Annotated in this window: 9 protein-coding genes; all 9 read right to left on the bottom strand. The window is 53.1% G+C overall.

The features are described from left to right. Nucleotides 1-24: 24 nt before the first annotated feature. Nucleotides 25-1,452: an efflux transporter outer membrane subunit gene (locus CHB59_RS09370; protein ID WP_089375976.1), complete on the bottom strand. Its 1,428-nt coding sequence runs from the start codon at nucleotides 1,450-1,452 to the stop codon at nucleotides 25-27. Next, a complete protein-coding gene (locus CHB59_RS09365; RefSeq protein ID WP_089375975.1) occupies nucleotides 1,449-4,604 on the bottom strand; it encodes a multidrug efflux RND transporter permease subunit in 3,156 nt (1,051 codons plus the stop codon). Before CHB59_RS09365 ends, CHB59_RS09370 begins: the two co-directional genes overlap by 4 nt. A 19-nt stretch (nucleotides 4,605-4,623) precedes the next feature. Further along, nucleotides 4,624-7,755, bottom strand: coding sequence for an MdtB/MuxB family multidrug efflux RND transporter permease subunit (locus CHB59_RS09360; protein WP_089375974.1), 3,132 nt, complete (start codon nucleotides 7,753-7,755; stop codon nucleotides 4,624-4,626). Next, a complete protein-coding gene (locus tag CHB59_RS09355; RefSeq protein WP_089375973.1) occupies nucleotides 7,752-9,077 on the bottom strand; it encodes an MdtA/MuxA family multidrug efflux RND transporter periplasmic adaptor subunit in 1,326 nt (441 codons plus the stop codon). The genes CHB59_RS09360 and CHB59_RS09355 overlap by 4 nt, the downstream gene beginning before the upstream one ends. A 444-nt stretch (nucleotides 9,078-9,521) precedes the next feature. Further along, nucleotides 9,522-10,502, bottom strand: a complete 981-nt coding sequence (locus CHB59_RS09350; protein ID WP_089375972.1) for a vWA domain-containing protein — start codon at nucleotides 10,500-10,502, stop codon at nucleotides 9,522-9,524. Then, nucleotides 10,499-11,053 (bottom strand): hypothetical protein, encoded by a 555-nt coding sequence (locus CHB59_RS09345; RefSeq protein WP_089375971.1) that lies wholly within the window; start codon nucleotides 11,051-11,053, stop codon nucleotides 10,499-10,501. Before CHB59_RS09345 ends, CHB59_RS09350 begins: the two co-directional genes overlap by 4 nt. Further along, nucleotides 11,038-12,018 (bottom strand): vWA domain-containing protein, encoded by a 981-nt coding sequence (locus tag CHB59_RS09340; RefSeq protein ID WP_089375970.1) that lies wholly within the window; start codon nucleotides 12,016-12,018, stop codon nucleotides 11,038-11,040. The genes CHB59_RS09345 and CHB59_RS09340 overlap by 16 nt, the downstream gene beginning before the upstream one ends. Further along, nucleotides 12,015-12,929, bottom strand: a complete 915-nt coding sequence (locus tag CHB59_RS09335) for a hypothetical protein (RefSeq protein ID WP_089375969.1) — start codon at nucleotides 12,927-12,929, stop codon at nucleotides 12,015-12,017. The genes CHB59_RS09340 and CHB59_RS09335 overlap by 4 nt, the downstream gene beginning before the upstream one ends. Then, nucleotides 12,926-13,789 carry a DUF58 domain-containing protein gene (locus tag CHB59_RS09330; RefSeq protein WP_089375968.1) on the bottom strand — a complete coding sequence of 288 codons (864 nt, stop codon included), beginning with the start codon at nucleotides 13,787-13,789 and terminating at the stop codon, nucleotides 12,926-12,928. The genes CHB59_RS09335 and CHB59_RS09330 overlap by 4 nt, the downstream gene beginning before the upstream one ends. Nucleotides 13,790-13,795 lie beyond the last annotated feature (6 nt).

Raw genomic sequence — 13,795 nt, 5'->3', positions numbered from 1 at the left:
CTGCCGGAGGCAGAACACCCCGTACTAATCCTGTACCGACAGCCCTTCCCAACCGCCGCCAAGTGCTGCGATCAGTTGGACACTGTTGATCAGACGGCTTTGCTGCAATGTCAACAAGGTACGTTCAGCACTCAATGCTGTAGTCTGGGCTGTCACGACATCCAGGAAGCCAATCAGGCCAACACGGTATTGATTGGTATATTGCTTGAGCGACTGCTTGGCGGCTGCCAGTGCCTGTTCACGCAACACGGACTCATCTCCCAGTGTGTGCAATGCCACCAGATAATCCTCTACTTCGCGGAATGCGGTCAGCACGGTCTGGCGATATGAGGCCACTGAAGCGTCATAGCTCGCTTCTGATTGCTTCACACCGTATTTGGTCTGGAATCCATCAAACAGGGTCATCGCCAGTTGGGGACCTACGGACCAGTACCGGTTCGGCATGGTAATCCAGTCATTGAAAGTACTGCTTCTGTAGCCACCACTGGCTGACAGTGACAAGCTTGGATAGTACGCTGCCTTGGCCACACCGATACTAGCATTGGCAGACATGACCGAGCGCTCTGCTGCCGCGACATCCGGCCTCCGCTCAAGCAATTGGCTGGGCACAGAAACAGGAATTTCCGGCAATTGTGGCACTGCTTCGGTTTCTGCCAGGCTGAAGTTGGCTGGTGCTTCACCTATCAACACCGCAATCGCATTCTCCAGCTGGGCACGTTGCCATACCAGGTCTACCAGTTCAGCCTCGGCATTTTTCAATTGTGTAGTGGCAGCAGCCACATCGGCGCTGGCCACAATCCCGCGCTTGTACTGGCTTTCTGTCAGCTGTATCACCCGCTTGTAGGTATCCACTGTTTCGCTGAGCAGGCGCTTTTGCTGATCCATGACGCGAATCTGCAGATAATTCTGCACCAACTCGGACTGCATACTGAGACGCATGGCCGCCAACGTTGCGGCGCTGGCATCAGCACTGGCCTGGTTGGCTTCAAGGGTGCGACGCAATCGCCCCCAGATATCCAGCTCCCAACTAGCGTTCAAGGTCGCAGTGTAAGTAGTGCGGATACCACTGGTCTGTACTGCCTGGCTGGAAGTCGAGCTGCCTGTTCCCTGCCCTGCCCGTGTCTTGCCGGCACTCGTGGTCAATTGCGGCCACAAGGCACCGCGCGAACTCTGGGCGAGGGCAAATGCCTGGCGATACTGTGCTTCGTATTGCGCAACGGTCTGGTTGCCCTGGTTGAGCTTTTCCACCAACTGGTTTAACTCAACGTCATGATAACGTCGCCACCACTCGCCCTTGGTATCCTCATCCGCAGGAGTGGCAAAACTCCATCCTTCCACATGCTTGAATGCAACAGGCGTGGTTAATTCCGGTCGATGATAGTCCGGCCCCACCATGCATGCAGACAGCAGGATCGACAAGCTGATGACACCGAGCCTGACAGAGGTACTCATTCCATTTTCTCCAACATTACGCCTTGAGGTTTACGCCGGTTGAGAACCCACAAGCGCAAACGGTCAAGATAAAGATAAATCACCGGGGTGGTATAAAGCGTCAATAACTGGCTGAGCAGCAATCCACCAACGATTGCGATACCCAGGGGCCTGCGCAGGGGCGCATCACCATCAGTGCCAAATATCAATGGCAAGGCGCCCAGCAAGGCAGCCATGGTGGTCATAAGGATAGGGCGTAAGCGTTGATGGCATGCCTCCATGATGGCCTCCCGCGGCTTCAACCCCTGCTCGCGCTCAGCAATCAAGGCAAAATCAATCATGAGAATGGCATTTTTCTTCACAATCCCGATCAGCAAAATAATGCCGATCAAGGCAATCAGTGTCAGCGGCGTATCAAACAGGATCAGTGCCAGCAAGGCACCCACCCCAGCCGATGGCAAAGTGGACAGGATGGTAAGCGGATGGACATAGCTTTCATATAGCATGCCCAATACGATATACACCGCGACCAACGCAGCCAGGATCAACCATGGCATCTGTTGCAACACCTTGCTTTGTGCGCTGGCCGTTCCGGAGAACGTAGCCTGCACATTGAGCGGCATTTTGAGTGTTGCCAGTGCATTCCTGATCTGCTGCTTGGCATTCTCAAGATTACCGCCTACAGGCAGATTGAATGAATAGGTAATGGAAGCAAATTGTCCTTCATGATGCACTGTGGCCGGAGCTGAGTTGTAACCCAACGTCACAAGGTTGGATAAAGGCACACGTGCGCCGCCGGTAGTCACCACATACAAGCTGGAAAGTATGTCCGGACTCTGCATATACTGATCGGCAACTCCCATCACCACCCGGTACTGATTTTGTTCCTGATAAATAGTGGAAATCTGACGTTGCGCATAAGAGTTATTCAGCAACGCAATCACCATGTCCACGTCGACACCCAGGCGCCGGGCGGCATCGCGGTCTATATTGAGATAAACCTGTACAGAACGACTACGACCGCCACCACTGACATCGATAATCTCCGGCATATTTTGCAAGGTATCCAGCACTTTGGTTTCCCAGGTACGCAAATCCTTGACATCATCGCTTTTCAAGGTCATCTGATAACTGGAATCGCTGGAACGGCCTCCAATGCGCAGATCCTGCATATTGACAAGAAAAATGGATGCTCCAGGCACTTGCGCCAGCTTGGGCCGCAAACGGTCAATAATGGTACCCGCGGATTCGCGCTGACGAATATCCTTGAGAATAATGATGAAATTACCGGAGTTGCCGGAAGCTCCTGCCCCCCGGCCGCCTCCCGACATGCCCATCACCTGATCTACGGCCGGGTCTGTCAGCAATATACTGCGGAAAGCTTCCAGCTTTTTCTGCAACTCAGTAAACGATACTCCCTGATCGGCCCGGGCATTACCGAATAAACGTCCAGTATCCTGATCCGGGAACATGCCTTTGGGAATGGCGATATACAGGTAAACATTGATCGCAACGGTAAACAACAAGACCACCAGCATCAGGCCCGAATGATCCAGCACCCAACCCAGGCTCCTGCCGTATCCATGCTGTACACGCTGGAAAAATCCCCGACCCGTTTCTTTCCCGCCATGACCCTCCACTGCCGCTGCATCCTTGCGCTTCAGCAGGTAGGCACAGAGCATGGGAGTCAATGTCAGGGAGACAAACAACGAAATCAGAATAGCGACCGACAAGGTTACGGCAAACTCACGGAACAGGCGGCCCGTAATATCGCCCATGAACAACAGCGGAATAAAGACAGCCACCAGTGAAATACTCATGGAGACCACGGTAAATCCAACTTCCTTGGCACCGCGCAGTGCGGCCTTCAAGGGAGGCTCACCTTGCTCGATCCGCTTGCTGATATGCTCAACCACCACAATGGCATCATCCACCACGAAGCCCGTGCAGATAATCAATGCCATCAGGGTCAGGTTGTTCAACGAATATCCGCATAATTCCATGACAGCGAATGTAGCCACCAGCGATACTGGCACCGCAAGTGCGGGAATCAGGGTGGCCCGGCCATTTCGAAGGAACATGAAGACAACAAGAATCACCAGCGCCACTGCTATCACCAGTGTCAATTCGGCCTCATGCAGCGAACCACGGATATTGGGACTTCTGTCCTCCACCACTGTCAGATTGATCTCGTCACCCAGGCTGCTCTGGATGCTGGGCAGCTCGAGCCGGATACGTTCTATCATGTCAATGATATTGGCACCAGATTCACGGCTCACCATCAAGAGGATGGCACGCTGGTTATTATGGAATCCTACGTTGCGGATGTCTTCCACCGAGTCGTATACATTGGCAACATCGCTGAGCCGGGTCACTGCCCCATTATTATTGGCAATAATGAGGGAACGGTAATCCTTGGCCCGCAACAGCCTGTCATTTACATCTATCTGCCAACTGTACTCGTCATTCTGCAGATATCCCTTGGGTCCATTGCCATTGGCAGCACTGATCACAGTACGCACATCATCCAGGGCAAGCCCTTGCTGTACCAACGCATCCGGATTGATATCCACGCGGACTGCCGGCAAGGCACTTCCCGCCACTGTCACCTGACTCACACCCTTCACCTGTGAGATCTTGCGCGACACCATATTGGATGCCAGGTCATACAGTTCCCCCATGCTCTTGCTCTTGGAGGTCATGGTGAACACCAGGCTAGGCATATCCGAAGGATTCAGCTTGCGATAGCTGGGACGGCTGGGCATGCCGCTGGGCAGCATACTGGCTGCAGCATTGATTGCCGCCTGCACTTCTCGTGCAGCAACATCAATATCTTTACCAAGATCAAACTGCAAGGTGATCGATGTACTGCCCTGCGAACTCGAGGACGTCATCTCGCTGATCCCGGAGATACGCCCCAGGCTGCGCTCAAGAGGAGTAGCAACGGAAGAGGCCATGGTTTCCGGGCTCGCCCCCGCTAGTGAGGCACTTACCTGTATGGTAGGGAAATCCACTTGCGGCAGCGGCGCCACCGGCAGCAAGCCGAATGCCAACCAGCCGGCACATAGCATGGCCAGGGACAACAGCCAGGTCATGACAGGCCTCAGGATGAACAGCGAGGATAGCCCTCGTTCATTATCCTTGAGCTGCGACCAGGACAGGGAGCGCTTCATGCCATTTCTCCTGCCTGCATCACGCCAGCTCTCCGTCTGTCTTGCTGCCAGGTTTTCCTGCCTTGGCACGATAATTCGCCAGGCGATCAAACATCAGGTAGATCACCGGGGTGGTGAAAATGGTCAGCAATTGTGAAAGCAGCAGCCCTCCCACCATGGTGATACCCAGTGGCTGGCGCAATTCGGCTCCGGCCCCACTTGCAAACATCAGAGGCAAGGCACCAAACAGCGCAGCCATGGTCGTCATGAGGATAGGGCGGAAACGCAACAGGCAAGCCTGGTAAATGGCATCCACCGGCTTCAGCCCCTGCTCACGCTCGGCAGCCAACGCAAAATCGATCATCATAATGGCATTCTTTTTGACAATACCGATCAGGAGAATGATGCCGATAATGGCCACCATGCCTATTTCATGGCCATAAATCCAGAGCGCAAACATGGCTCCGACAGTTGCCGATGGCAAGGTGGACAGGATAGTGATCGGATGGATGAAACTCTCATAAAGAATACCCAGCACGATATACATGCAAAGCAACGCTGCCAGTACCAGGTACAGGGTATTGGACAGTGATGCCTCAAATGCCAGGGCAGCCCCCTGGAAACGGGTCTGTACACTACCTGGCAATTCAAGTTCCGCCACCGCAGCGCGAATCGCATCAACCGCATCTCCCAGTGCCACTTTATCGGCAAGGTTGAACGAGACAGTTGCTGCCGGGAACTGATCAATATGATTGATCGTCAGCAGTGTATTGCGCTCTTCCACCCGGACCAGCGAAGTCAGGGGAATCTGTGTGGATACCGTATTGCCACTGCTATCGACACTGCTTCCCGGCACATACAAGTTTGACAGGGCTTCCGGACCGCTACGGTAATTTGGCGGCACTTCCAGGACAACGCGATACTGGCTGGCCTGGGTGTAGATAGTGGAAATCAGGCGCTGGCCAAATGCGTTATAGAGCACCGCATTGATATTGGAAACCGTCACACCCAAGCGCGTGGCATTATCCCGGTCTATCACCAGATAAGTCTGCAAGCCCTGATCCTGCAAATCGCTTGCCACATCTATAATTTGCGGTAATTGGCGCAGTTTTTCCAGCACACGGGGCATGGAAGATTTCAGCACCTCAATTTCCGGATCGGTCAACAGGAAGCGGTATTGGGTACGGCTGGTCCTGTCTTCTATTGTCAGATCCTGGACTGGTTGCAGATATAGCTTGAAATCATGGATATGAGCTGTCGCCTGCTTCAAGCGGACAATCACCTCATTCGCAGTCACATCACGCTCCGCGTGCGGCTTCAGGTTAATCAACAGCCGCCCGGTATTAAGGGCCTCATTGGTACCATCCACCCCGATATAGGAGGATACACTTTCCACCGCCGGGTCACGTTTGATGATTCTGGCCAGCGCCTCCTGTTTTTTCGACATGGCGGCAAACGACACAGATTGCGGTGCTTCACTCACCCCCTGGATCAGTCCGGTATCCTGGGAAGGGAAGAATCCCTTGGGTAGGAACAGGTAGAACCATACCGTGATCAGCAGGGTAATGATTGCAATCATCAACGTCAGCGCCTGATGTCTAAGCACCCATTTCAAGGCCTGTCCGTAACGCCCAATCAGACCATCCATCATACGAGCGCCAGCTTGTGCAAACCTGCCCTTTTCTCCTTGCGGCACATGCTTCAACCATAGTGCGCACAGCATGGGTGTCAGGGTCAGCGAAATCAGCATGGATACCAGAATGGCAATGGACAGGGTCAACGCAAACTCGCGGAATAGGCGTCCGGCAATATCACTCATGAACAGCAACGGAATCAGCACAGCCACCAGTGAAATCGTCAGTGAGATAATGGTAAAACTAATCTGCTTGGAGCCCTTCAGTGCTGCCTGCAGAGAATGATCACCCTGTTCAATATAGCGCTCGATGTTTTCCAGCATGACAATGGCGTCATCGATCACGAAACCGGTGGCAATGGTTAATGCCATCAACGTCAGGTTATTGATGGAAAACCCGGCCAGATACATGACACCAAAAGTACCAATCAAGGACAGGGGGACAGCAATGGAAGGAATCAGGGTCGCGCGGCCATCCTGCAGGAACAGGAAGGTGACAAGCACCACCAGGGACACGGCAAGCAGTAACTCAAACTGGGTATCCTTGACAGACGCCTGTATGGTCTGGCTACGATCGCTGAGTATGGATACCTGCACATTCTCCGGCAGGCTTTCCTTCAGGTCAGGCAACATGGCGCGTATACGCTCAACCACGTCAATTACATTGGCACCTGGCTGACGCTGGATATTGACAATGACGGCCGGACTGTCATCCGCCCATGCAGCCAGGAATTCATTTTCTGCGCCATCATAAGCCTTGGCGACATCCTTGAGGCGAACCGGGGCACCATTCTGATAACTCAGGATCAGGTTGCTGTATTCATCCGCACTGCGCATCTGGTCGTTGGCATCGATGGTGGTGGAACGCTTAGCGCCATTGAAGCTTCCCTTGGAACCATTCAGGTTATTGCTGGAAATCACGCTACGTATGGTTTCCATACTCATGCCATAGGAGGCAAGTGCTGTGGAATTGGCACTGACGCGTACGGCAGGCCGCTGCCCGCCACTGAGACTGACCATGCCGACGCCGGAAATCTGGGAAATCTTCTGCGCCAGGCGCGTATCCACCAGGTCCTGAACCTTGGGCAGGGTTAGGGAAGTAGAGGTGACCGCCAGGGTCAGGATGGGAACATCAGCCGGGTTCACTTTGCTATAAACAGGTTGGCTGGGCAAATCACTGGGCAGCAGGTTAGAAGCTGTATTAATGGCAGCCTGCACACCCTGTTCAGCAATGCCCAGACTGGTATCCAGGCCGAAGCGCAAGGTCACCACCGAGGCACCGCCTGCACTACTAGAGGACATTTCATCCAACCCTGCGATCCTGCCCAGCTGACTTTCCAGCGGTGCTGTAATCATGGAGTTGATCACCTCAGGGCTGGCGCCAGGATACAGTGTCTTGACCTGGATAGTCGGATATTCCACTTCCGGCAGCGATGCCACTGGCAGCATGCGATAAGCCAGTATCCCTGAAATCAACAGGGCAAACATCAAGAGAGTAGTGGCTACCGGCCTTTCAATAAAGATCCGGGAGGGATTCATGAACGCGGACCTCTGTTTTGCCCTGACTGCCCTTCATTACGAGTGCCAGGCCTGCGTGGTACCTGACTGCCAGCAGCAGGCACAACATCATCCTCACCGGCAACGCGGACCACCCTACCATCCGACAACCTGTCCACGCCGTCAATCACGATACGCTGGTTAGCATTCAGGCCTTCGCGAATCTCCACCTGTTCCGCCTGGCTGATGCCGACAGTCACACGTTGCTTGGCAACCACTTTCTCTGCATTGATGGTGTAGACATAAGTCCCCTGGTCATCACGTTGCAATGCACCGCTCGGAATCAGCAAGGCATTGCCCATTTCCGCTGCGTGCAGTTTCACATTAACGAATTGATTCGGGTAGAGTCCATCATCCGCATTATCAAACTGCGCCCGCAGCTTGAAAGTACCGGTAGTGGTATCAATCTGGTTATCGATACTGGCCACCTTACCTGTGGCAAGCCGCACCTGGCGTTGACGATCCAGCGCCTCTACTACCAGTTTTCCCGGATTGCGCTTGAGCTGCTGGCGCACGGTGGAAAGTTGCTGTTCCGGCAAACTGAATACCACGCTGATAGGCCGTGTCTGTGTCAACACCGTGATCGGGGTAGTGGCATTGGCAGTCACCTGGTTGCCAACGTCTACCTGGCGTAAGCCGACACGACCACTGATAGGTGCACGAACCTTGGTAAACTCGAGGTTGAGCTTGGCAGCATCCAGCTGACCCAGTGCATTATCCAGATTGCCCTGATACTGGCGTACCAACGCTGCCTGTGTATCCAATGTCTGAATGGCGATAGAGTCCTCATCACGCAATTCCTGGTAGCGTGCCAGGTCAATTTCTGCGTTTTTGAGTTGTGCGCGATATTGACTCACGGTACCTTCAGCCTGCTTGAACGCAGCCTCATAAGGACGAGGGTCGATTTCTGCCAATATGTCGCCTTGCTTGACTTCCTGCCCCTCGGTGAACAATATCCTGCTCAGTTGACCATCCACACGCGCTGTTACATTGACAGTATTGAGCGAGGTTACGGTTCCTACCGCCTCCAGTTGTACGGAAAGCGGTGACTCTGTCACTTCTCCCACATTGACCAGCATGCTCTCTCCAAACATGCCTCTTCGCCCACCACCAGGTGGCCCACCGGATGGTCGTTGCGCCCCAGCACCCGGACCACCTGCTGGCATACCTTGCTGCATCCCCGGAGGACCTTGAGTACCGGAAGGTGTCAATGGCAGGTATTTCCATAGGCTGTAGGCAACTGCGGCCAAAATGACAAACAGGATTAACCAGGGGCGCAAAGTCTTCAATAATGAACTGGACATAGGAATTTCAAGAACATAAATTTAAGAAATGAAACCAGTCTATATATAGTAAACAAGCTAGCAGACTGTTTTCCTGACCATCATGTTATTTTCCCCAATCACTCGCTGCAAACTAATTTACACATCCCTACACCTTGCGATCTGTTCATGCAGGAGATATTCCTCACCTAGCTCCCAGCCGCATCCAGGAAAACAACATCACATACATTTAAGAAAATATAAATCAACAACTTATAAAAAATCTCCGCAGCTACGGGATATTTTGACACTGCCAGCTACCTCCCTCTCCCAGCCTATATGATTTACAAAACCTTACATTCATTCCAAGGCTGCTCCATATAAAAAAAGCAAACCCCCATAACAATGGAGGTTTGCCTGGAATGTGCATGATAACTGTCAGTACATCCTGCACCGGAGCGCATCAGCCCCATAATGATCACTACGTTAACTGAATTTCATGCGGTTCTTTCCCACTCGCAAGTTGGGCAGGTAAATACCCAGTATGCAGAGAAAAGCCAGGCTGTAATAAAGCCAGGTCAGAGAGTAAATCGTCACTATCTTGGCTGCCGGCTTCTGCTTCTGCACAAAGTCCAGGAACTCCTGATTGTCCGCACCTTCCACATACTGCGCCTTGATCTCCCCTGCCAGGTTGGTCAGGTGCTCTTCGTCCAGCATGGATAAGTAGCGGTCCCACTCGGCAGATGCAACCACAGGATCAGGGTCATCTTTACTGGCATCAGCGTAGTTACCACCACCACCGCCCTCTTCATCCTTGGACTCCATACTCCAATAACCCACCCATTTGTTGTTGGAATTGTAGCGTGGCACACCTACTGCTTCCTTGCCTCCAACACCGACAAACACCAATCGAGGACCAACACGCACATCACTGAGATCCAGCCTGTTGATACCATTGGCCTTGGGCGCTTCATCACCATCCGTAAAAAACAGCATTTTGGCTGGTGTGTCCAGGTAGTCCAGTGTAGCTTCTGCAGACTTGACCCCGAAGGTGATGCGACTGTTGCCGCTCCACGCCATACGCCATTCCAGCTGCGCGATGGTATCGATGATTTCATCATAATTCGCGCACACTTCCAGCGGCATGAGCAGCAAGGCCACGTTTTGTGCCGCATATGCCCCAACACTGATATAAGTGCCACATTTGGAGTTTTCCACCACACGCTTCATGAGATGGCGGGTGAACTCCATGCGGCTGACTTCCTTGTTGTTCAGCTTGGAATCCAACGCATTCATGCTCTGCGACACGTCAGCCAGCAACAGGAAATTATGCACTTCCTGCTTCAGGAGTATTTGCGGCTTGATCAGGGAAGCCAGCAACAACAGCAAGGCCAGCACGATCAGCACGTTTTCGTAATGCTGCCGACTCCATGCCACGATACGGCGAAGAATCAATGCTGGCTTCATGGCAATCCTATCGGCAGGTTGCTCAGCTCCATCCCGGTCTGCTCACGTTTACCGATCTGCATATTGGCAGGAATCACGGCATGCAGCAGGCTGAGGTTGAACTTGGCTTCGGATTGCGCAGGATTCTGTTTCAATGCCTGCTCATAGGCTACCACGGCCTGTGCATAGGCATATTTGGCATCATCCTGCAGGCTGCCATCAGAGTTCACCATACGGATCAAACCAGAGCGGAACAGGTTGTTTCCAATGTTGTAGAAAATCTTCGCACGCAACTCAGGGTCTACATCGCCTTTTTTCTCCAGATTTTCCAGCAGCTGCCCGTAATTCTGCACGGCATGCTTGTAGTTCTTGGCAGCCCCCTGGAAGTATGCCTCGGCAAACTTGCGCTGCAAGGCATATGTTTCCTCACTGCTCACCTCGCCACCGGTGCGCAAAGCGTGGTTGACCTGTTCTGCCTGTCGTATCTGGTGCAGGGTGATGCCAGCTCCCACCAGCCCGGTAACCAGCACCAGGCTCGCGATGGCGTTCTTGATTTTCAGTTGTTTTTCCATGAATAAATCCTCAGATTCTTGAGCAGCAATATCAAACATCCCAGTACCAGTGCCAGTACCGCGAAATCCTGCGAGAAGTTGCGTCCGGGAATAGTGATCGGGTAACGGATAGGCTTGTTTTCCCGCTTGCCGATGTCTTGGATTGCAGATTGCAGGGTATCGGGGTTGTCCGCCTCATATGCCTGGTACGGAATATTCAGTGACTTGAAGTATCGATCCAGCGCAATTGCAGTCGGCACACGGTCTTCGTCATACTCGTTCTTGGAGAAAATGCTCACATCATCCGGCTGGCGCAGCACAATCCAGTACAGAGCCAGGTGATTTTTCTTCAAGGTCGCCTGCAAAGTCGCCTTAACCCTGGGGCTCAACTTTCCCGCACCATCGGACAACAGGATAATGGCGCGCGAGCCAGTGCTGTCGATGTTGTCAAACAGCGTAATACCCTTGGTCAAGCCGGAACCGATATTGGTCTGGTTGAGGGACGGGCTGGTAGCAGCATTGATGGCAGCGTGAATCGCGGCACGGTTGTTGGTGATCTTGACACTGTAGAGCGCAGAGTTGGAAAACCCCACTACCCCCATCATGTCATCAGGACGCGAATCAATGAACTTGGTAATCAGGCGTCGCGCAGCAGTGGATTTGATTTCCCCCGCACTGCCGGAAGACACATCTCCGGCAAAAGGATGATCCATACTCACGCTGCGATCAATCACCAGTGCAATCTGCGCGCCCTTGCCAACGCGTTGCACCACTTTCTCCGGGCCATGAGGATGCGCCAATGCCAACAGGATGGACAACAGCAAAGCAGTCATGAGTACTTTCAGGCCATTATCCATCAGGCGAGAAATACGGTCCTGCGGCAACATCGCGATCCAGGAATATAAGGTGCCCTGCCGTCCCTTGAGCCAGAAAGGGATAAAACACAAAGGCAGCAGCACAAGCAGCCAGGGATATTGAAAACTCACGCTACGCCTCGCTCACAATGCCGGAGTTGCTTGCTGATCTGCTTCAACTCCTTGATGGTTTCTGCCGTATCCTGTCCCTGTTCTAAAAACAGGTGCTCATTCGAACTGGCGAAAAAACGGTCGATGGCTGCACGTGACCTGCCAAAACGCGGGTTTTTCTGTACAAAACTGTCAATATCCTGCGCGAAACAATTATTGCCGTGCCAGGTATTGAACGCAGTATGCAAGTGATAGAACGCCTCCTGCACGGCTTGCGGTGATGATGGCTTGAGACGCTTGATCCGGCGATGCGCCTCGGCAAACGCGCCTCCCATGAACGGTAGCCACTTGCGGTCTGCATTGATATAGAGCAAGGCCAGCGCACCAGCTACAACCAGGCCGGCAAATACCAGCAACCAATAGCGCATCTCACGCATATCCACCAGTGGTGGGCGGAACTGGTTCTGCATATTCACCGCGGCCTTGCCCAGCCGGGCGGCATTACTACTGACCAGAGGTGCAAACCAGAATTTCCATGCGGGTATAGCCAGCACATGCTCCTGTCCATCGGCTGCCTGGTATTTCAGGCTCAACTCCGGCAGCTGCATGGCAACAGGGGTGCTATGGGTAGCAAATACCTGGTACTGCAATTGCAGCACATAGCCCTGCTTGCCATCCTGCTGCATCTGAACACTGACCAACTCTATGCCATCCTGCCTGCTGCCTTTGGCAGGCAAGCTGTCCTTGGCAAGTTGGCTGTTGGCAGGCAAAGTGAAACTCAAGTGCCGCGACAACACATCGCCAATCTGCACACCATAACTACGGGCAGGATCGGTGACTGTCACCTCAGGCATCGTATCGGCTCCTGCCATGGCGTGCGGCGTAAGCAGCAAGGCCATCAGGAAACCCATCAGTGGAATGATATTTTTCATAAGCTCAAATACTGTTCAAAATAATTGGTCATCAGGTCCGGGTGATAGTCATCCGTGATATAGAGTGCAGGACTATCGAACTTGAGAAACAGCTGCTGCAAGGTGTGTTGGCGCTCTGCATACATCTCCTCAATGCGCTGCCGCAAGGCTGAGGTGAAGAACATATTGCGACTGACGCCGGTCTCGGGATCTATCATGTTGCTGAACCCCAGCCTGGGCAGCCTGCTGACTTCATGTTCATCCCAGAGCACAACGGGAATGACCTGGTGTGCAGACATGGCTGTCAACGTCTGGTCCACATGCTCCAGGGGCATATGAAAATCAGACAGCCAGAACACCAGGCTTTTTTTCTGCCCCAGATATTGCGGCACGTCCAGCACGCCAGCGCTATTGCGTCCCATATCCTCACATGCCGCCACCTGACACAACTGCGCCAGCAGCTCGGATAGGCGATTACCCATCGGCAGCAAAGTCTCTGCAAGTACCTTCTCGTGATATCCAATAAAGCTGTAAACATCGCCTGCATGTGCTACAGCACTACCAATGGACGCCGCAATCTCTACAGCCAGATCCAGCTTCCGGATTTGTCCCTTGAACTGCATGGAGCTGGACATATCGCAGAGGATATATACCGGGGTCGGACTTTCCTGGTTGAACAGGCGCACCTGTATTTGTTCGAACGGATCACGCAAACTGCGACTGATATCCATGCGCCGGGTATCAGGATAATCCACCAGGGGCACATTGCCTCGGTATTCAAACCCGATACCGCGCTGATTACCCGGATGATCGCCCAAGTGATGGTTATCCGATTTCCATGGAATGCTGTAGGTAAAGGATTTTTCCGGTATTGCAATCATGGCTGC

The sequence above is a fragment of the Methylobacillus rhizosphaerae genome (genome assembly GCF_900187985.1).
Taxonomy (GTDB): Bacteria; Pseudomonadota; Gammaproteobacteria; order Burkholderiales; family Methylophilaceae; genus Methylobacillus; species Methylobacillus rhizosphaerae.
Note: the sequence above shows the minus strand (reverse complement) of the source record. Positions and strands in the feature narration are given on the sequence as shown.

Coding starts and splice junctions, on each gene's coding strand:
- CHB59_RS09370 (WP_089375976.1), bottom strand. CDS start 1,452: ATGAGTACCTCTGTCAGGCTCGGTGTCATCAGCTTGTCGATCCTGCTG.
- CHB59_RS09365 (WP_089375975.1), bottom strand. CDS start 4,604: ATGAAGCGCTCCCTGTCCTGGTCGCAGCTCAAGGATAATGAACGAGGG.
- CHB59_RS09360 (WP_089375974.1), bottom strand. CDS start 7,755: ATGAATCCCTCCCGGATCTTTATTGAAAGGCCGGTAGCCACTACTCTC.
- CHB59_RS09355 (WP_089375973.1), bottom strand. CDS start 9,077: ATGTCCAGTTCATTATTGAAGACTTTGCGCCCCTGGTTAATCCTGTTT.
- CHB59_RS09350 (WP_089375972.1), bottom strand. CDS start 10,502: ATGAAGCCAGCATTGATTCTTCGCCGTATCGTGGCATGGAGTCGGCAG.
- CHB59_RS09345 (WP_089375971.1), bottom strand. CDS start 11,053: ATGGAAAAACAACTGAAAATCAAGAACGCCATCGCGAGCCTGGTGCTG.
- CHB59_RS09335 (WP_089375969.1), bottom strand. CDS start 12,929: ATGAAAAATATCATTCCACTGATGGGTTTCCTGATGGCCTTGCTGCTT.
- CHB59_RS09330 (WP_089375968.1), bottom strand. CDS start 13,789: ATGATTGCAATACCGGAAAAATCCTTTACCTACAGCATTCCATGGAAA.